Genomic DNA, 19,337 nt, shown 5'->3' with positions numbered 1-19,337 from the left:
AGGGGTTCGGTATGCACGACGAGGCGGATTGGTCGCCCGGGTCAACCGGATATCGCGGCGACCAGCATGTAGGCGGTACCCGCGTCCATCACCACGTGCGGCACCGCCGCCCATGGCTTGGCGGGGCCGGTGAGGGCGGCGACGCATCCACCGGAACGGATGAGCAACCCGAGCGGTCCCCGCTTGTGCGCGAGCGTCCACCCGCCGCGGGCGGCGATGGCGACGAGCACGGCGTCGAGCAGGAACAGCACGGCGAGACCGAGCGCAGGACCGGCGGCCGGCCCGCCCGCATGCCCGGCGGAAGTGTGGCCGGACATCGCGTAGAGCATCGCGGCGGTGGCCACAAAGTGGTATCCGAGCGGGACCAACCGGTCGATCGGCACGGGGCTGCCCTGCGCGGCGTGCTCCGCGGCGCGGGTGACCAGCAGCGCAGCGAAGACCACCGCCATCGCCGTCAGCACACCGCGCAGCGCGTGCGGGCTCGCACCGGAGGGAAACAGCAACATGCCGAGCATGACCAGGCACATCACCACATGGGCGGCGTCGGATTCGGTATGCTCGACCGAAGCAGCCTGTGGCAGAGTCGATTCCGGGGCTGCGTCGGCGAGCTCGACCTGGCGACCGGACAGCGACACCGCATCCGCGGTCACCCGCGCCAGCACGATCGCCGCCGCGATCAGGAACGCCGCCGCCACCATCCACCGCAATACGGGATATTCCTGCACGAACTGCGCCACACCCCACCACCTCTCAGCACGGCGACCACCGGTTGTCCGCCCTTCCATGCTCGCATCCCGAGACAGTTAGGGTGCCCTTTTCGATTGCGCCGCATTAACTTCGGGTGCGCGGGCACGCGATGAACCGTGGTTCTCGGTGCGGTTGTGCGCCGTGCTGGTAGGTCACCGCCTGCTCATAGACGAACAACACGTCACCGGAGATCGCAACGGCCCCGGGCAAACTCATCCGAGACCAGGCCGCCCGTCGGCTCTATGCGGTGCACGGCTTCGACTACTGCGCACCCGTTCGGCGACTACCGCCCCGACCCCCAACAGCGTGTTCATGACCAGCTCTGACACGCAAATGGGCGGCGCAGCGTCGGGCGAACACCGGTCGGGCGTGCGCGGCAAATACCGCACAGCTGCGACCGAACGAGCTGCCGAATCGTGCCGAAAGTCCTGGCAACCACACCGGCGTCCTAACCAGGACCGAGTGCGCGGGTGAATCCATCGACGAGTTCGGACACCTGGTCGTCGGTCATGACGAAAGCCGGCGAGATCTGCATGGCGCCTTGGCCCGCGGCACGGCCGGAAATGCCGTGCTCCCGCAGGGTTTTCACCAGCGGCAGACCTTCCGCGGGGTCGGCCAGCTGGATCGCGGCGACGGCGCCGAGACCGCTGCGCACCTCGGCGACCCTTGGATGCTCGGCGAGCACCGCGAGCTGGTCATGGAGGCTGGATTCCAGGCGCAGGGCGGCATCGAGGAGGCCCTCGCGCTCGATGATGTCGAGATTCGCCAGCGCCGCCGCCGCGGCGCCCGCGTGGCCCCCGTAGGTGTAGCCGTGCCGCCACCAGACGCCACCCGCGAAGAACGGCTCCGCCACATGGGGTGCGACGAAGACCGCGCCCATCGGCAGGTAGCCGGAAGTCAGGCCTTTCGCGGTGGTCATCAGGTCGGGTTCGAGGGCGAAACGGGAGGAGGCGAACCACGCTCCGCCGATGCGGCCGAAACCGGTGACCACCTCGTCGGCGACGAACAGGATGTCGTGGTCGCGGCAGATGCGGCGCACCTCGGTGAGGTAGCACTCCGGCGGCAGATAGACGCCGCCCGCGCCGATCACGGGTTCGCAGAAGAACGCGGCGATGCGCTCGGCGCCGACCTCTTCGATCAGCGCGAGCAGGGCTTTCGCGTCATCCCATGCCACGGTCCGCGCGGCGGGCATCAGTTCGCCGTAACCCTCGCGGTTCCCCGGTATGCCCGCGAGGGCGGTACCCGCGACGTGCATGCCGTGGTAGGCCCGCTGCCGCCCGACGACGATCGTCTTGCCGGAGTGTCCGAGTTCGTGCCAGTAGCGTCGGGCGAGTTTGGCAGCGGTGTCGACCGAGTCGGAACCGCCGGAGGTGAAGAAGATCTTGCTGTTCGGTACCGGGGCCAGCTCGGCGAGCCGCTCGGCCAGTTGCCGGGTGGCCGGTTCGGTGATGTCACCGAAGTTGGAGTAGTGCGCGATCGTGCGCAGTTGCGCCGCGACAGCGTCGGCGATCTCGCCGCGACCGTGCCCGACGTTGGCGAACCACAGGCCCGCGGTCGCGTCCAGATAACGATTGCCCGCCTGATCGAAGACGTAGGCGCCGTCGCCGCGGGCGACGACGAACGCGCCGTCTCGCTCGACGGCGCCCATGTCGGCGAAGCCGTGCCATAGCGCGCTCATGCCTGCGCCTCGCCAGCGCTCACCTTCGCCATGACTCATGTCTTCCACCTCTACCGGATCTCGGGCCTCGGCGTGCGCCGTGACGCCACGGCAAACGTCCGGCCAGGGCGAACGTCATCGAGTCGCGTGGATGAACGGCAGGAAGCCGCGGCGCGCCGCATCCGCATCCCTCGGCCGATCTTCGCACATCGGCGGCCCTTACCAGGATCGAGCAGGCTCCCGGCACCCGCTCGGCAACCGCGCCCGCCGCCTGGGAAAAATTATTCGGTGGCGGGTTTCGCTAGGCTGGTCGAGCAATGACCAGGACAGCCGCCACCGATTCCCGCGAACTTCGCACCCGCCTGGCGAATCTCTCCCTTCGCGACGAACACCGGCTGCGGCGTCGGCTCGACCGGGCCCGCGATGGCGACCTGAGCGCGGTGGAAGCCGAGATCGCAGCGGGCGAACTCCGGGTCGAGGCGCGCCGCGCCGCCGTGCCGCGGGTCCGCTATCCGGAGCAGCTGCCGGTCAGCGCCCGCCGCGAAGACATCGCCGCGGCCATCGCGGCACACCAGGTGGTGATCGTCGCGGGTGAGACCGGTTCGGGCAAGACCACCCAGATACCCAAGATCTGCCTCGAGCTCGGTCGCGGCATCCGCGGCACGATCGGACACACCCAGCCGCGCAGGCTGGCCGCACGCACCGTCGCCGAGCGCATCGCCGAGGAACTCGGTACCGAACTCGGCGACGTCGTCGGCTACACGGTGCGGTTCACCGACCAGGCCTCCGAGGGCACGCTGATCAAGCTGATGACCGACGGCATCCTGCTCGCCGAGATCCAGCGCGACCGGCTGCTGCGCCGCTACGACACGATCATCATCGACGAGGCGCACGAACGCAGCCTCAATATCGATTTCCTGCTCGGCTATCTGAAGCAGCTGCTCCCCCGCCGGCCCGACCTCAAGGTGATCATCACCTCGGCGACGATCGATCCGGAGCTGTTCGCCAGGCACTTCGCGGACGAGAAAGGCACGCCGGCCCCGATTGTCGAGGTTTCCGGCCGTTCGTACCCGGTGGAGATTCGCTACCGGCCGCTCGCGCTCGAGCTTCCGGCTGCCACCGACGACGAAGACGACGAAGACACCCGGACCGTCGACCGGGACCCGGTGGACGCGATCGGCGACGCGGTCACCGAGCTGTTCGCCGCGGGCGATGGCGACGTGCTGGTGTTCCTGTCCGGCGAACGCGAGATCCGCGACACCGCCGACGCGCTGCGCGATCTGAAACTGCCACGCACCGAGATCCTCCCGCTGTACGCCCGGCTGTCCACCGCCGAGCAGCATCGGGTATTCGCTCCGCACACCGGGCGGCGGGTAGTGCTGGCGACCAACGTCGCCGAGACGTCGCTGACGGTGCCAGGCATCCGGTACGTCGTCGACCCGGGTACCGCACGGATCTCGCGGTATTCGATGCGGACCAAGGTGCAGCGGTTGCCGATCGAACCGGTGTCACAGGCATCGGCGCGGCAGCGGTCCGGTCGGTGCGGCCGGGTGGCCGACGGTATCTGCATCCGGCTGTACTCCGAGGACGATTTCGAGTCCCGCCCCCCTTTCACCGAACCCGAGATCCTGCGCACCAACCTGGCCGCCGTCATCCTGCAGATGACCGCGCTCGGACTCGGTGACATCGAGAATTTCCCGTTCGTAGAGGCTCCGGACCGTCGCGCGATACGCGACGGCATCGCCCTGCTCGAAGAGCTGGGGGCACTTGCGCAACGCGACGGCAAACCCGCATCGCGAGCGAATACCTCTGCGGCACAAGAGGCGGACGGCGACCGCCCGGACAAGGCAAGCCGCCGTGCGGACGATTCGGCTTTGTCGCTGACGCCGATCGGGCGCGAGATGGCCCAGCTGCCGGTGGATCCCAGGATGGCGCGGATGCTGGTGGAGGCGCACCGCAACGGCTGCCTGACCGACGTGCTGGTCATCGTGGCGGCGCTGTCGATCCAGGACGTGCGGGAGCGGCCTGCCGAGCAGCAGCAGGCCGCCGACACCGAACACGCGCGGTTCACCGTCGAGGGTTCGGACTTCCTGGCCTACCTGCGGCTGTGGGAGTACCTCGGCGGGCAGCGCAAGACGTTGTCGTCCAACCAGTTCCGGCGCATGTGCCGGGAGGAGTTCCTGCATTACCTGCGGATCCGCGAGTGGCAGGACCTGCACGGGCAACTGCGCACGATCACCAAGGGCCTCGGATGGTCCACCCACGCGGACCCAGCGGCCGACACCGCGCCGCGAGGTGAGCGCGAGGCAGCGGCGCCTGATCGTAAATCCGGCAACCGGACACGCCGCCGTGGGCCCGCACGCACGCGAGCCGACGGAAGACCCGGCGCCGCCCGTTCCGCCACCGCAGCAGCAAGCGACAATGACGGTGTCCCTTGGGATTCCACCGCCATCCATCAGGCGTTACTGGCGGGCATGCTCTCGCACATCGGTGTCCGGGAGGCGGAGTCCAGGGAGTTCCTCGGCGCGCGCAACGCCAAGTTCATGATCTTCCCCGGTTCGTCGCTGGCGAAGAAGCCACCCCGCTGGGTGATGGCCGCCGAGCTGGTCGAAACATCCCGTCTGTGGGGCCGGATGACCGCGAAGATCGAGCCCGAATGGGCCGAACGACTCGCGGGCGACCTGGTCAAACGAACCTACTCCGAGCCGCACTGGTCGGCCAAGCGGGGCGCTGCGCGCGCCTACGAGCGCGTCACCTTGTACGGCATCCCGCTGGTCACCGGCAGACCCGTCGATTACGGCCGGATCGACCCCGAGTTGTCGCGTGAGCTGTTCATCAGACACGCCTTGGTCCAAGGCGAGTGGCAGACCCGGCACGAGTTCTTCCACCGTAATCGTGCGCTGCTCGACGACGTCGCCGACTTGGAGCACCGCGCGCGCCGCCGCGACATCCTCGTGGACGACGAGGTCTTGTACGAGTTCTACGACAAACGCCTGCCCGCCGATATCGTCTCGGTGCGGCACTTCGACAGCTGGTGGCGGACCGCGCGGCGCACGGACCCCACGCTGCTGGACTTCTCCACCACCACGGTGATCAACGAGGGCGCCGCCGCGCTCGACCCGGCGGACTTCCCCGACTCCTGGCGTCAAGGCGAGCTCAGCTTCCCGCTCACCTACCAGTTCGAGCCGGGCAACGACGACGACGGTGTCACGGTGCGCATCCCGGTGGAACAACTCGCCCACGTCCGCGCCGTCGGCTTCGACTGGCTGGTGCCCGGGATGCGCGAAGAGCTGGCCGCAGCGCTGATCAAGACACTGCCGAAGACCGTGCGCCGCAGCGTCGTTCCCGCGCCCGACTTCGCCGCCGCCGCCCTTGCCGCGCTGACTCCGCGCGCCGAACCACTGCGCACCGGCCTGGCGCGGGAGCTGTCCCGGTTGGGTTCGGTCTCGATCGCCGCGTCCGATTTCGATCTCTCCGCGCTGCCCGACCACCTGCGCATGACCTTCGCGGCCATCGGCGGCGACGGTACGACGGTCGCTCGCGGCAAGAGCCTTTCCGCACTGAAAACGCAGCTCGCCGAGCAGGTTTCCGCCTCAGTGGCCCGGGCAACGGCGGGCGCGGAACGCCCGCCCGCCACGGTGTGGACCTCCGAGTCGCTCGGCACCGTCGAGCCGACGGTGCGCCGGGAGGTGGCCGGTCAGACCGTCACGGGGTATCCCGCGCTGGTCGCGGAAGGCGACGGCGTGGCGGTCCGGGTGCTGAGCTCGCCCGCCGAGCAAGCCGCCGCGATGCGCCTGGGTACCAGGGCGCTGCTGCTGCATGCGCTGCCCACCTCGGTTCGCACCGCGACCGCCGGTCTATCGCCCACCGACCGGCTCGCGCTGAGCCAGAACCCGTACGGCTCGCTGGAGGCGCTGATCGAGGACTGCCGCGCGGCCGCCGCCGACGAGCTGCTCGCGGCCGCCGGCGGACCGGTCCGCGGCCCGGCGGAGTTCGACGCTCTCGTGGCCCGGATTCGTCCGGACTTCGCCTCCGCCGTCGTGCGCTTCGTTCGCTCGGTGGTGCCGATTCTCACTGAGGCCCATCAGGTTTCGGCCGCGCTCGCGGCGACGAGCGAGCGCGACATCGCCGAGGACGTGCGCGAGCAGCTCGACAATCTGGTATTCCGTGGCTTCGTCGCCGAGTTGGGCAGTGCCAGGCTGCGCGAACTCCCCCGCTACCTGCGGGCGGCGGTACTGCGTCTGGAAGCGCTGCCCGGCTCGGCGGTTCGCGATCGCCAGGGCATGGCCGAACTCGATCGAGTGCTGGCCGCTTACGACCGCCTGGTCGGCTCGCTGCCCGAGCACCGCAGGAACGCGCCCGCTGTCACGGACATCTGGTGGATGATCGAAGAATTCCGGGTCAGCCTGTTCGCACAGAAGCTCGGCACCCCGTTTCCCGTCTCCGCCAAGCGAATCGAGAAGGCCATCGCCACGATCCGGCGCTGAGTCAGTCGGCGCCCGACAGTGCCTCGGCGCGCGCCTGGCGCATCTGGAGGATCTCGCGTTCGAAATCCTCCGCCGACGTGAACGACCGGTAGACCGAGGCGAACCGGAGGTAGGCCACCTCGTCCAAGTCGCGCAGCGGCCCCAGAATCGCCAAGCCCACCTCGTGGCTGGGCACCTCCGGAGATCCCTTGGCGCGCACGGTGTCTTCCACCTGCTGCGCGAGCAGGTTCAGCGCGTCGTCGTCGACTTCGCGGCCCTGGCACGCGCGGCGCACGCCGCGGATGACCTTCTCGCGGCTGAACGGCTCGGTGACCCCGCTGCGCTTGACCACGGACAGGATCGCGGTTTCCACCGTGGTGAACCGCCGCCCACACTGCGGACAGGCGCGGCGGCGGCGAATGGCCGCGCCTTCATCGGCCTCGCGCGAGTCCACGACCCGGGAGTCTGGGTGTCGGCAGTACGGGCAATGCATCCGAGAAATCCTTCGTCGATGCGCGTGCTCGCGTCCGGACCGGCTACCGATCGCGGTGATCGTTCCGGCGAGCACGTGTACAGAGGTCTATACCCCGGCACCAAGTATTCCCCGTTCGACACGCGGAATACCTGCATAACACTTCGAGAATACCCGCCCGGGTGCCCGGATCGTCCGGCTCGCCCGGGCGACGCCGGATCGGCGCGCTCATCCGGCGATCTGCCAGTGCCCGGTCAGGTCCGTGATGAGGTCCGGCAACCGTGCCGCCAGGCGGCCGCGGGCGAGTTTGCTCCAGAACGACTCGCCGAGGACGGCGCCGGCCAGTACGCGGTCGGTTTCCATATCGATGTGGCGCGGCACCAGGTCACCGGTGATGTAGTCCCAGCGGGTCTCCCGGTCGGCCCAGTTGAAGTCGGGCAGCGGAGCGCGCAGCGCCAGGGTGCGGCCCGAAACATCGGCGCGGACCGTGGTCGGGGCGAATACACCGGGCGCGCGGACGCCAGGGACGCCAGGTTTGCCCGCGACGGTGCTGACATAGGTCAGGACACGGCCCATGGGTGCACGGCCCGCCGCCGTCTCGTCCCACTGGTCGGCGACGATGCGGTTCTGCTCCCGGTCGGTCATCCGGATCAGCGCATCGATGTAGCCGTTCTCGGTGCCCGCGGCGATCGACTGCCAGGCGGTGCGGATGTCGTCGTCGAGCACGCCCGCCGCGTACATCTCGTCGATGCCGCGCATACCGAGTGCGACGTACGCCTCGTGCATCGGAACCAGATCCGTGAAGATGTGCTTCTGCATGATCATCAAGCGGGTCTGGTACCAGGCGACATCCTCGGCGCTCAGCCGGGAGCCCTCGGTGGCCAGCAGCCGGATGTCCTCCGGGAGCGCCCGCGCCAATTCCGGCGGGGTGGCGCGCAGCAGATCGGCCACCGCGTTGCCGAGCTGATGGATACCGGGGATGTCCAGCACGACACCCACGTCGCTCATGTCGAAAAATCCGGAGGCGAACGATCCACCCGCTATCCCGGCCAGGCCCGCCCAGTAGAACTCCGGATGCTGGGTGGCCAGTCGCAGGTAGTTGACATACACCTGGTTGAAAGTGCGTTCGTTCGCCCGCGCGCCACCAGCGGGATCCCAAGCCGCCAAGTCGATCGCGGCGTTACGGGTGGCGACCACCAACCAATACTGGTGCAACAGCGTCGCATACCGGCGTGGAACGACGCCGTCGGTCCGCGCCTGCCGCACCGCCTCCGCCAGAATTGATTCCTCAAGCGGCAGAAGGGGATTCAGGCCACCCGCGCCAACACCGTCCCCGTTGACGGCGGGCAGATCGAGGTAGGCCGCGTACACGGGTTCCGCGTGCGCGGTCGGCTGCGTGCCGAGTCCGAAGACAAGACACAGGGACAATCCGGCGGCCCGGGCGAAGACGCGGACCGCGCGGCCTGCGGCGAGAAGTGTCATGTGCTGAAAGGTCCCGACATCGTTCGGGCAGTGTTGCCCGGATCATGTTTTCAGCACGGTAGCAACACGTTCTGGTTTGACGATCAACAATTCCGGCCGCCTCGGGTGGCCGATTTCCCGCGTCAGCGCGGGTGCACACCACTGCGCCCGTCCACCCCCTCGACCACCGCGGGGACCGATCCACCGGACCCGCCACCCCATTCACCCGCCCGCGCGTGCGCCAGTGCGATCAGTCCCGCCACCACCAAGGCGGTGAGCAGCGCCGCGACGGCGAGCGCGGCGAACCCGATCTGCGCCTGCTCGACGCGACGCATCGGATGCGCCCCAGCGGCTTGCCGCCGCACGAAAGCCTTTGCGCCGTCGCCATATCCGACCACACCGCCGCCGGGGCGTGAATCGCGCGGGCGGCGATCGACCGCGGACCGATGCGCTGGCGTGAGCGCCCGCGATCGCGCACCGCCACGCAGCACACGCTGGGCGGTGTCATAACCGAGCTCGTCGTCCGCCGTATCCAGGTCGGCGATGCGGCGACCGAGCGCCGCGTCTTTCCTGCCGATCGATGGGGTGATCTCGCTGATCGCAGTGCTCATCGGACAAACCTCCGTAGTGGGTGCTCCGCCGCCGTTCGAGCCGATACTCGCCGTTCGAACACTTGTTCCCTCGGTATTCGCTCAAGTGTTCGAAGAACTGATGTTCGATTTCTACCACGCCCGGTCGACAAAGTCACCAGAAACGCCCGACATGCGTCGAACAGATGTTTGATACATCGGCGTCACCGGACTAGATTCGAAGGACCGAAGACTTGACAAGCCAGGAACACACGCGCCGGGCGGACCGGCCGGGCACAGCAGGAAAGGGCGGTTGCGGTGAGGCAGACAGGCGACACGGGTGACGAGACCGAAAGCGGCGCCGACTCGACGGGGACCGGGGCGGATCTCACCGTGCGTCAGCGCAAAGTGCTGGAGGTGATCCGGACCTCGGTGAGCGAGCGCGGCTACCCGCCCAGTATCCGGGAGATCGGCGACGCCGTGGGACTCACGTCCACCTCGTCGGTGGCCCATCAGCTGCGGGCCTTGGAGCGCAAGGGCTACCTACGCCGCGACCCGAACCGGCCACGCGCGGTGGACGTCCGAGGCTTGGACGAAGTGGTGCGTTCGGTGACCAGCCTTCCGGTCACCGCGGTGGACGACACCGAGGTCGTCGCGGAGGCCGATCGGCCGGTGCCCACGTTCGTCCCGGTGCTCGGCCGCATCGCCGCCGGTGGCCCGATCCTGGCCGAGCAGGCCGTCGAGGACGTCTTTCCGCTGCCGCGCGAACTGGTCGGCGACGGTTCGCTGTTCTTGCTGAAGGTGGTCGGTCAGTCCATGATCGACGCCGCAATCTGCGATGGCGACTGGGTGGTGGTGCGGCAGCAGAACGTCGCCGACAACGGCGAGATCGTCGCGGCGATGATCGATGGCGAGGCCACGGTGAAGACGTTCAAGCGCACCGGCAAGGACGTCTGGCTGATGCCGCACAACCCCGTCTTCGAGCCGATCCCCGGCAACGACGCCCAGATCCTCGGCAAGGTGGTCACGGTCATCCGCAAGATCTGACCATCGGTTCCACGAAAGACCAATGGCCGCGCGGTGATCCGCGCGGCCTGACCGTCACAGGCGACAGAACCATTCTCACCGGCTTACCCGGAAACCGGCGAGGCCGAGACCCTTTTTATTGGTCTCGGCCGCCTGGTAGAACACCCCCGGCACAACCGCCCTGCGTCACACACACCCGGCAGGTCGCGCAGGATCAGTCGTGGTTGACCTTCGCGAGCACATTGCCGCTGTTCGCATCGATGGTCACCTCGTGCTCCACACCATCGGGCGTGGTGAGCTCGACCTCCCACACCGGGGCGCCGCGATCGGTGTCGAGCTCGGCGGAATCGACGCGCCCGCCGGGCACGGCCTCGATCGCCTTGTCGATGGCCTGCTGCCTGGTGATGCCGGGGTCCGCGACCAGCGACCAGTCCCTCGTGGACGGGTGGAAGGCGATGGTGTGATCGTGGCCGCCGAGGGCGACGGCGCCGAGGGCGACGCTCACGCCCGCGACGATCGCCGCGACAGCGGTGCCGACGATGATCCAGCGAAGCCCTGCGTAGGCACGGCGGAGAACGGTTGTCATGGTGCGAACCTCCTGCGGGAGTTGCGATCTCGAATGCTGTGAGAACTGTCGCAAACGGAAGCTGAAGGCAAGCTGAAGCGACCTGAAGACCGTTTCAGCATCCATCTGCCACCCTTAGCAGGTGCGTTTGTTGATCGTCGAGGACGAAAAGCGGTTGGCCCTCACCCTGGCAAAAGGATTGTCTGCCGAGGGATTTGCGGTGGATGTGGTGCACGACGGCGCCGAGGGCCTGCATCTGGCGACCACCACGGACTACGACCTGATCATCCTCGACATCATGTTGCCGGGCATGAACGGCTACCGGATGTGTGCCGCGCTGCGCGCCGCGGGCAACGAGACGCCGGTGCTCATGCTCACCGCGAAGGACGGCGAATACGACGAGGCCGAAGGTCTGGACACCGGAGCCGACGACTACCTCAGCAAGCCGTTCTCCTATCTGGTGCTGCTGGCCCGCATCCGCGCCCTGTTGCGCCGCCGGACCCGTGGCGGCGCACGAGTTCTGCGCGTCGGTGATCTGATCGTGGATCCGGGCACACGCACCTGCCGCCGCGGCACGCAGGACGTCACGCTCACCGCCAAGGAGTTCGCCGTGCTCGAGCACCTGGCCGTACGAGCAGGGGAGGTCGTATCGAAAGCCGATATCCTGCATCATGTCTGGGACTTCGCCTACGACGGCGACCCGAATATCGTCGAGGTCTACATCAGCACGCTGCGCCGCAAGATCGACGCGCCGTTCGGGCGCCGGTCCATCACCACCGTCCGGGGCGCGGGCTATCGGCTGGCGGCCGAGGCGTGAGCGGCCGGTTATCCAGGCGCGCGTGGTGGCGATCGGTTCGGGCGCGCACCACCGTCGCGGCGACGGCCGTGGTCGCGGTGGCGTTGACGGCCGCCGGGCTGGCGGTGCTGGCGGTGTTGCGGCACAACCTGGTCGAAAGCGCGAGCTTGCAGGCGGAGACCACCGCGCGCGATGTGGCGGTCGAGCTCGCGGCGGGAGCCGACCTCGCCCGATTGACACTGCCCGACGCCGAAGATCATCCGGTGCAAGTCGTTTCGGTCGACCGCCGCGTCTTGGCAGCCGCAGGAGAACTCCAGGGCGAACCGCCGATGGCCGACTTCGGCCCCTACTCGAAGTCCCGCGACGAGGACGACGACCAGGACGAGGACGAGGACGAGGAGGAGGAGGAGGACGACGAGGACGAGCAGGAAGAGGGTGACGAGGAGAGCGCCTCGACGCCCGCCGATCCCGCGGCGGCCGAGGCGCAATTCGGCGACGTGCGACTGACGGTCGACGCCGAGGACGGACCCCAGCCGTTCCGGGTCGCCGCGCTCCCGGTAACCCTCCCGAACGGACAACCCGCCACCATCTACGCGGGCGCTTCCCTGGAGACCGCCGACAGCGCGGTGGCCGACGCCCGGCAAGCCATGCTGATCGGCCTGTCGCCCCTGCTCGTCGTAGTCGCCGCCGTCACCTGGTTGGTCACCCGTCGTGCCCTGCGCCCGGTGGAGGCGATCCGCGCGCAGCTCGCGGAGATCATGGACGGCGACCTCTCCCGCCGTGTCCCCGAACCGGGCTCGCGCGACGAAATCGCCAGGCTCGCAACAACTACCAACGCCACCCTCGCCGCTTTGGAGAAGTCCGCGGAACGCCAGCGCCAGTTCATCGCCGACGCGGCCCACGAATTGCGCAGCCCCATCGCCAGCCTGCGCACGCAGCTCGAAGTGGCGCAAGCACATCCGGACCTGCTGGAATTGGACGGGCTGATCGGCGACACCATCCGGCTGGAACACCTCGCCGCCGACCTCTTGCTGCTTGCTCGGCTCGACGCGGGCGAGCAACCTCGCTCAGACCGCGTCGACCTGACCATCCTGGTCCGCGAGGAGTTGACCCACCGCGTCGGCGACCGGATCGCCGTCGACATGGCGGTCCCGGACGAACCGATCATGGTCACGGGCAGCCGGACCCAGCTCGCCCGCGTCCTGGGCAACCTCGTCGACAACGCCCAACGGCACGCCGCGAACTCGGTCCGCGTCACCGTCGAACACGGCAGCAACGGACAGGTCCTGCTGACGGTCACCGATGACGGCCCCGGCGTGCCGCCTGCCGACCGAGACCGCATCTTCCAGCGATTCGTCCGTCTGGACGACGCCCGCACCCGCGACGAAGGTGGCGCGGGTCTGGGCCTGGCCATTGTCCGCGATGTCGTCGAACGGCACTCGGGCACGATCCACGTCACCGACGGCGCGCCCGGCGGCGCCCACTTCGTCGTCACCCTGCCCGCCGCTCAGGTCTGAGGTTCACGGTCAGCGGGCGCTTCCAAAGGGTTCCGAACTCGAGATCTTGGTGCTCCGGTCTCAGCACAGTTCCAGCACTGCCTTGCCGTGCAGGCGGCGTGACAGCAACGCCTGGGCGGCTTCACCGACCCGGATCCAATCCCCACGCCAGGAGATATTCGGGTCCAAGGTACCGGTCGCGACTTGTTCGGCCAGCCAGCTCAGATCCGGGCCGAGGTTGGTGCACGCCAGCAGGAAGAACGTCGTGATCGAACGGTCGTGGCGTCCCTGATCACCGAAGAACGCCCCGAACGGGAACGTCTCGTCCACGCGGGCGGCGTGGCCGACGGCAACCACTGTGCCACCCTCGGACAGGCGGTGGTAGGCGTCGACGAGTTGCGGGCCGCCCACCAGATCGATCACACCGTCGACCGGGACCCGAAGGTCGGCGGGACCGCTGATGATCTCGGCCGCGCCGAGTTCGCGCAGACTTCGAGCATGCGTGGCCGGATCGCCGGTCGACGCGATGACGTGTGCTCCACCGAGACGGGCGAGCTGGACCGCATAGCGGCCGGTGCCACCGGTCGCTCCGGTGATCAGCACCCGCCGCCCCAGAATGGGCCCGAGCCGATGCAACGACCGCAGCGCGCTCGCTCCCGCAACCGGAACGGTGCTGATCGCCGCCAGGTCCGCACCGGCTGGGATCGTGCCGATGAGATCGGTATCGACCGCGCGCAATTCCGCCCAGGCTCCGGTCCAGCCGAGAGTAACCACCGGGGTGCCGACCGGCGGGCCGGAGCCATCGGCGGCCGCCCGCTCGACGATCCCGGCCGCATCCCAGCCCGATACCGAACCCTCGGGTGCATCGGCGAGTACGTACCGAACCTCCCCATCGTTGAGTGAGGTCGCAGTCACTCGGACCACCGCATGATGCGGCGTCGGCTCCGGATCGGCTACCTCGCCGACACGCAACCCGGACGGGACGGAACGGTCGACAACCAATGCGCGCATGTCACAATGCCTTTCGAACGCAGGGGATGCTGTGGCGCCGGTCGTCCGGCGGCACTTCGGCAGGCGCTGGTCGACGCCGCTCTGGAGCTGTTCACCGACCGCGGCTTCGACAACATCACGCTCGACGAGCTCTGCAACACCGTGGACGTCTCCAAACGCACCTTCTTCCGAAACTTCACCAGCAAGGAAGACGTCGCGATGGCACCGCTGCGAGAACTGTGGGCCGCCTTCCTCGCGGATCTGAACCACCGCGAACCAGGCACCAGACCGCTGCATCGAACACTGCAGGACAGCATGCTGGCGGCCCTGAATGAGATGCCCCCGGACGGCTGGACAGACCGTGCCGCACGCAGCCACCGCCTCGCACAGTCCACACCCTCGATGGGCGCGAACAACCTCCAGTTCTGCGCCCGGACCGTCCGCGACGCCCTCGAGGTTTTACGGGAGCGCTTCGACATCGACCCTCGCGCCGATCAGCGCCCCCGCCTTGCCCTCGACATCGTCGTCGCCGCATTCCACTGCGCCCTCGACGCCTGGAGCGCCGACACCGGCAACCTCGACACAGCCACGCTCACAACTCATGTGCGCGACGCATTCGACGCCATCCCCGGAGCGCTCACCATGACTCCAGCGCTACGACCGGCGAGCTGAGCCAGAATTCGGCCGCCTCGAGGACCCGATGCTCGAACTCTCCCTCCGTATTTCAGGAGCGCGGTGGTTCCATCGTCATGCCCGCAATGATCCCGACGTGCCCCTTGTGATACCAGCCGTACGGATGACCAACGAGCAAGCCGCAGCGCTGAACGATCTCCGGGGCCCGGAAGTTGATGTGCGGCAGGCTGTAGGTGATCAGGACTTGGTAGCCCAGGCCCATGGCCTCTCTGAGCGTCCATGGGATCGGGTCGGCCTGGTCGGCGATGATCGTCTTTCGCACGTCGCAGCCGTGGGCCGCGGCGAGTCTGCCGCAGTGCAGTTCCTGTATGTCCCGAGTCTCGGTCGGGCTGAACAATTCGGCTCGCAAAAAGATGATCGCTGTGGGCACACCGCGCTCCTGGCTAGTCTTGGTACGCGCCCGGTGCAGGGTCCGGCGGGATGGCCGTCCGAGATGCCGGACCATCGCCACTCAGCTCTCCTGGCTTCGCGGCGATGTCCCCTTTCGAGGGGCTGGCCTGCACCGGGCGCTTCTTCAGTAGACGTGGGGCACAGCGGGATTCGCAGCGCTATCGTGGTGGATCTGCGGTGGAGTTGCCATCATTTCGCTACAGGGCGTTCCACCACGGGGGTATTCCGTATTTCACGCATCCAGTTAGCAAGGGGAACGAAATGGCCGCTGGATCTACTCTGCCGAGACGAGCTCTGGGCCGTCAGCTGCGAAAGCTGCGGGAGCGTAACGACATCTCGCAAGGCGCAGCCGCGCGGATCATCGAGACGTCGCCTCAGACGTATGGGCGCTTGGAGGAGGGGAAGGTCACCAAGACCACGGATCTGATCATCAATGCCCTAGCCAACGCGTTCCACGCCGATGATGCGGAGCGCAGGCTATTGCTGGAACTGGCCCAGGAGATCCGGCAAGCCCCAACGCCCAAGGGTGGCTTGTGGCGAGCGGATGCCGACGTCATCCCGAAAGCCTTCAATCACTTCTTGGCGCTGGAACAGGCAGCGAGCCACGTCATATCGTGGCAACCGACCGTGATCCCAGGGCTGCTGCAAACCCGCGAGTACCGTCGTGCGCTGATCTGGGCCCAGCGTCCGAACATGCCGCCGGACGAAGTGGAGCGCGTCCTGGACGTGGTGAAGAAGCGACAGGATATTTTGGCCAACGAGGATTTTCGATTCGATGCCCTCATATCCGAGGCCGTCTTGCGTTGCCCAGTGGGCGGACGGGGGGTGGCCTCGGATCAGTTCGAGCAACTGGCCGAACGTTCAGAAATGCCGAATGTTTCGGTGCGAGTTGTGCCACTCGGGATAGAGAGTCCGGTAGGGCTTTTGACGCACTCGTTCGTTATGTTCAAGTTCGGACAACTGCCAAAATCGAAGCAGGTCGAACCGCCGGTTGTCTACGAGGAGGGGTTCGTCGGAGAACTCTATCTGGAGCGCGAGGTCGAAGTGGCTCAGTATGAAGACGTCGCCCGGAGGCTGGCGCAAATAGCGTTGCCCGAAGCAGCATCTAGAGACCTGGTAGTGAAGGCGACGAAGGAGCTGATGAAATGACCGACCTATCCAGGGCCAGTTGGTTCAAGAGCAGTCGGAGCAACGACAACAGGGATTGCGTGGAGGTGGCGTACCTGGACGGGGGCATGGTCGGCGTGCGTGATAGCAAGAATCCGTCGGGTCCCGCCCTGGTGTTCAGACCCAGCGAGTGGGACGCATTCACCGCTGGGGTGCAAAACGGCCAACTCAACCGCCAGTAAGAATACCGGGCCAGACCACAGGAACGTGAAACCTGCCCCGGCAAATGACCTTAGGGGGCATTTCCGCTCTGGCCAGCGGCAGAAGTGCTGCTGGCCAGAGCCGGAAAGCGTCAGGACAGTTTCAAACTGCGCCCTATGATTTCCTTCATGATCTCGGTGGTGCCGCCGTAGATGGTCTGGACGCGGGCGTCCATGTAGGCCTTGGCGATCGGGTATTCCTTCATGTAGCCGTAGCCGCCGTGTAGTTGCAGGCAGCGGTTGATCAGGTCGAGCTGTTCTTCGGTGGTCCACCACTTGGCCATGGCGGCGTCCTCGGCGGTGAGCTTGCCTTCGTTGAGCAGTTCGATGAACTTGTCCACCATCAGGCGCACGGCGGTGGTCTTGGTGGCCAGTTCGGCGAGCACGAAGCGGGTGTTCTGCTGGGCGCCGATGGGCTTGCCGAACGCCTTGCGGTCGCGGACGTACTGGATGGTCATGTCCAGGCAGGATTCCATCGCCGCGGCCGCCATGACGGCGATCGACAGGCGTTCCTGCGGCAGGTTGTGCATGAGATGGAGAAAGCCCATGCCCTCGGTGCCGAGCAGGTTCCTGCCGGGCACGCGCACGTCGGTGAAGCTCAGTTCGGCGGTGTCCTGGGCCTTGAGGCCGAGCTTGTCCAGGTTGCGGCCGCGCTCGAAGCCGGGCATACCGCGCTCCACCACGAACAGGCTGAAACCCATCGCGCCCTTGTCCGGGTCGGTCTGCGCAACCACGATCACGATGTCGGAGTTGATGCCGTTCGTGATGAAGGTCTTGGCGCCGTTGAGGATCCAGTCGTCACCGTCGCGCACCGCGCGGGTCTTGATGCCTTGCAGGTCCGAACCGGTGCCGGGCTCGGTCATCGCGATCGCGGTGATGATCTCGCCGGAACAGAAGCCGGGCAACCAGCGCTGCTTCTGCTCGTCGGTGGCCAGCTCCAGCAGATAAGGCGCGATCACATCGTTGTGCAGCGCGAAGCCGAGACCGGAGTACTGGCCGCGCACCGACTCCTCGGCGACGATGGCGTTGTAGCGGAAGTCCTGCACCCCGCCGCCGCCGTACTGCTCCGGCATGGCCATGCCGAGGAAGCCCTGCTTACCCGCCTCGAGCCAGACCGCCCGGTCGACGATGCCCTGTTCTTCCCATTGCGCGTGGTGCGGCGCGACGTGCTGATCCAGAAACTTGCGGAACGACTCCCGGAACAGTTCGTGTTCGGGTTCGAACAGTGTGCGCTCCACGCCAACCTCCTAGTGACCACACCGGCCGGTCCACACCGACCAGTCGTTGCCTCATACCGTACCCGGATTGAGAATCCGTGTTCACTTCTGGCCCGACATAACGGCCTCACCTGGACCGGCGACGCGGCTACGGAACGACTGGTGAAGATTCTCCGCAAACGGGCGGGTTCGATTTCGGCGCCTGCTGCGTATGCCGTGGGCGTTTCCGCAGTTGCATGCGGTGCAGTGTGCTCGCGGTCCCTCCTGGCACGCGAACAGGTAGCGGCACATGAGGGGCAGTGACGAGGAAAGTCGCGATCAGACCGTCTGCATCTCAACCTGGCCATCGACATGCGTCGCGGAGTTCGTATGTTTGTCTGTTCGGTGTGATGTCGAAGGGGGTCCGGGTCGGTGTGGACGTGCTCGCATGGACCGCAACACTCGCGGGAGCCGCTGGGGTCGCGTTGCACTTCAGCCGGTCGTGGTCTCGAATGGTGGTCTTGGCGGCTTCGGGGGCGCCGTATCTGATGAGCGCCGCGCTCGTTGGGGCGGTGGTGTTCCTAGCCATGCGTCGCTGGAGCGGTGCGGGGGTGGCGGTCGTTGTCATTGCCGCCGCGATGTGGACTCAGGCTCCGCTGTACGTCAGCCGCGCGGGTACTGAGGATGGACCCGCGGTGACGGTGATGCAGGCCAATCTTCTGTTCGACGGAGCCGATCCCCGGGCGCTGGTTGACCAGGTGCGCGGGCGGAACATCAATGTACTAACCGTCAATGAGCTCACGCCGACGGCGGTCGACGATCTCGGCCGGGCGGGGCTCGACCAGCTATTGCCGCACCGGTATCTCTCCCCGGGAAGAACCGCGAGCGGGACGGGAATCTGGAGCAGTTACCCGTTGTCGGACACGGTCGAGTACGACGGATTCGTGCTGAACCAGCTCTCGGCCACGGCGGACATCCCGGATGCCGGACCGGTCACGGTGTACGCCTTCCATCCGGTTCCCCCGGTGTTCGGCACGCAGGTCTGGGCCGATGAGCTGTCCCGTCTGCGCGAGATTCTCGAGCGGTCACCATCGAATCGTCCCGCGATCGTCGGTGGCGACTTCAACGCGACCTACGACCATTGGCAGTACCGCGCGATGTTGTCGGCGCGTTTCGACGACGCTGCCGAGCAGGCGGGTGCTGGGCACCTGGTCACCTACCCGACCGACAAGCGGTGGCCGCCCCTGGTCGGTATCGACCATATCCTCGTCGCCGGGGGCCGAGCGGTCGCGGTGGAGACGGTGGGCCTAGTCGGCGCGGACCACCGCGCACTGGTGGCGCAAATCCGTTTGGACCGCGGGAGGCCGTAGCCGCACGCTCGGCGAGTACTGCGCCGTCGAAAGCCCCGATGTGGTCCGATCAAACGGTGCGAATACCGAAACCCGC

At 67.4% G+C, this 19,337-nt stretch carries 17 protein-coding genes; 8 read left to right on the top strand and 9 right to left on the bottom strand.

All coding sequences use genetic code 11. The features are described from left to right. Nucleotides 1–41: 41 nt before the first annotated feature. Together AB0M45_RS11595 and AB0M45_RS11590 are read right to left on the bottom strand one after the other, a co-directional pair. A complete protein-coding gene (locus tag AB0M45_RS11595; protein ID WP_364326103.1) occupies nucleotides 42–737 on the bottom strand; it encodes a DUF5134 domain-containing protein in 696 nt (231 codons plus the stop codon). Nucleotides 738–1,195: 458 nt separating this feature from the next. Beyond that, nucleotides 1,196–2,425 (bottom strand): aminotransferase class III-fold pyridoxal phosphate-dependent enzyme, encoded by a 1,230-nt coding sequence (locus AB0M45_RS11590; protein WP_364326251.1) that lies wholly within the window; start codon nucleotides 2,423–2,425, stop codon nucleotides 1,196–1,198. 296 nt (nucleotides 2,426–2,721) lie between these two features. On the opposite strand from AB0M45_RS11590, the gene hrpA reads away from it, so the two are divergent. Beyond that, the gene (hrpA, locus tag AB0M45_RS11585) at nucleotides 2,722–6,891 is read left to right on the top strand and encodes an ATP-dependent RNA helicase HrpA (protein ID WP_364326100.1); all 4,170 of its coding nucleotides are present in this window, start codon (nucleotides 2,722–2,724) and stop codon (nucleotides 6,889–6,891) included. Nucleotide 6,892: 1 nt separating this feature from the next. Here hrpA and nrdR read toward each other — a convergent pair whose 3' ends face one another. The 3 genes from nrdR to AB0M45_RS11570 form a co-directional block, all read right to left on the bottom strand. Then, nucleotides 6,893–7,363 carry a transcriptional regulator NrdR gene (nrdR, locus tag AB0M45_RS11580; RefSeq protein WP_364326097.1) on the bottom strand — a complete coding sequence of 157 codons (471 nt, stop codon included), beginning with the start codon at nucleotides 7,361–7,363 and terminating at the stop codon, nucleotides 6,893–6,895. Nucleotides 7,364–7,570: 207 nt separating this feature from the next. Continuing rightward, nucleotides 7,571–8,824, bottom strand: coding sequence for a hypothetical protein (locus AB0M45_RS11575; protein ID WP_364326094.1), 1,254 nt, complete (start codon nucleotides 8,822–8,824; stop codon nucleotides 7,571–7,573). Nucleotides 8,825–8,946: 122 nt separating this feature from the next. Continuing rightward, nucleotides 8,947–9,414 (bottom strand): hypothetical protein, encoded by a 468-nt coding sequence (locus AB0M45_RS11570; protein ID WP_364326091.1) that lies wholly within the window; start codon nucleotides 9,412–9,414, stop codon nucleotides 8,947–8,949. Between the two features lie 351 nt (nucleotides 9,415–9,765). On the opposite strand from AB0M45_RS11570, the gene lexA reads away from it, so the two are divergent. Then, nucleotides 9,766–10,419, top strand: coding sequence for a transcriptional repressor LexA (gene lexA, locus AB0M45_RS11565; protein ID WP_364326248.1), 654 nt, complete (start codon nucleotides 9,766–9,768; stop codon nucleotides 10,417–10,419). Nucleotides 10,420–10,612: 193 nt separating this feature from the next. Here lexA and AB0M45_RS11560 read toward each other — a convergent pair whose 3' ends face one another. Beyond that, a complete protein-coding gene (locus tag AB0M45_RS11560) occupies nucleotides 10,613–10,984 on the bottom strand; it encodes a PepSY domain-containing protein (RefSeq protein WP_364326088.1) in 372 nt (123 codons plus the stop codon). A gap of 121 nt (nucleotides 10,985–11,105) precedes the next feature. Between AB0M45_RS11560 and AB0M45_RS11555 the strand changes: the two genes are divergently transcribed. Further along, nucleotides 11,106–11,780 carry a response regulator transcription factor gene (locus tag AB0M45_RS11555; protein WP_364326085.1) on the top strand — a complete coding sequence of 225 codons (675 nt, stop codon included), beginning with the start codon at nucleotides 11,106–11,108 and terminating at the stop codon, nucleotides 11,778–11,780. Continuing rightward, on the top strand, nucleotides 11,777–13,276 hold the full coding sequence (locus tag AB0M45_RS11550; protein ID WP_364326082.1) for a HAMP domain-containing sensor histidine kinase: 1,500 nt from the start codon (nucleotides 11,777–11,779) through the stop codon (nucleotides 13,274–13,276). Before AB0M45_RS11555 ends, AB0M45_RS11550 begins: the two co-directional genes overlap by 4 nt. Before the next feature lie 60 nt (nucleotides 13,277–13,336). Here the strand turns inward: AB0M45_RS11550 and AB0M45_RS11545 are convergent, their stop codons facing one another. Further along, entirely contained in the window at nucleotides 13,337–14,266 is a 930-nt protein-coding gene (locus AB0M45_RS11545) for a zinc-binding dehydrogenase (RefSeq protein ID WP_364326079.1), read from the bottom strand. A gap of 6 nt (nucleotides 14,267–14,272) precedes the next feature. On the opposite strand from AB0M45_RS11545, the gene AB0M45_RS11540 reads away from it, so the two are divergent. Further along, a complete protein-coding gene (locus AB0M45_RS11540) occupies nucleotides 14,273–14,917 on the top strand; it encodes a TetR family transcriptional regulator (RefSeq protein WP_364326076.1) in 645 nt (214 codons plus the stop codon). A gap of 52 nt (nucleotides 14,918–14,969) precedes the next feature. On the opposite strand, the gene AB0M45_RS11535 is transcribed toward AB0M45_RS11540, so the two are convergent. Continuing rightward, nucleotides 14,970–15,308 carry a hypothetical protein gene (locus AB0M45_RS11535; protein ID WP_364326073.1) on the bottom strand — a complete coding sequence of 113 codons (339 nt, stop codon included), beginning with the start codon at nucleotides 15,306–15,308 and terminating at the stop codon, nucleotides 14,970–14,972. A gap of 281 nt (nucleotides 15,309–15,589) precedes the next feature. On the opposite strand from AB0M45_RS11535, the gene AB0M45_RS11530 reads away from it, so the two are divergent. Together AB0M45_RS11530 and AB0M45_RS11525 are read left to right on the top strand one after the other, a co-directional pair. Next, nucleotides 15,590–16,477: a helix-turn-helix transcriptional regulator gene (locus AB0M45_RS11530; protein WP_364326069.1), complete on the top strand. Its 888-nt coding sequence runs from the start codon at nucleotides 15,590–15,592 to the stop codon at nucleotides 16,475–16,477. Next, nucleotides 16,474–16,677, top strand: coding sequence for a DUF397 domain-containing protein (locus tag AB0M45_RS11525; RefSeq protein WP_364326066.1), 204 nt, complete (start codon nucleotides 16,474–16,476; stop codon nucleotides 16,675–16,677). The genes AB0M45_RS11530 and AB0M45_RS11525 overlap by 4 nt, the downstream gene beginning before the upstream one ends. A gap of 110 nt (nucleotides 16,678–16,787) precedes the next feature. Here the strand turns inward: AB0M45_RS11525 and AB0M45_RS11520 are convergent, their stop codons facing one another. Beyond that, nucleotides 16,788–17,933 (bottom strand): acyl-CoA dehydrogenase family protein, encoded by a 1,146-nt coding sequence (locus AB0M45_RS11520; protein ID WP_364326063.1) that lies wholly within the window; start codon nucleotides 17,931–17,933, stop codon nucleotides 16,788–16,790. Between the two features lie 368 nt (nucleotides 17,934–18,301). Between AB0M45_RS11520 and AB0M45_RS11515 the strand changes: the two genes are divergently transcribed. Then, a complete protein-coding gene (locus tag AB0M45_RS11515; RefSeq protein ID WP_364326059.1) occupies nucleotides 18,302–19,261 on the top strand; it encodes an endonuclease/exonuclease/phosphatase family protein in 960 nt (319 codons plus the stop codon). The last annotated feature ends 76 nt before the right edge of the window (nucleotides 19,262–19,337 follow it).

The organism is Nocardia sp. NPDC051787 (assembly GCF_040681325.1).
In the GTDB taxonomy this organism is placed as follows: Bacteria; Actinomycetota; Actinomycetes; order Mycobacteriales; family Mycobacteriaceae; genus Nocardia.
This window is presented reverse-complemented; position numbering and strand designations above follow the sequence as displayed.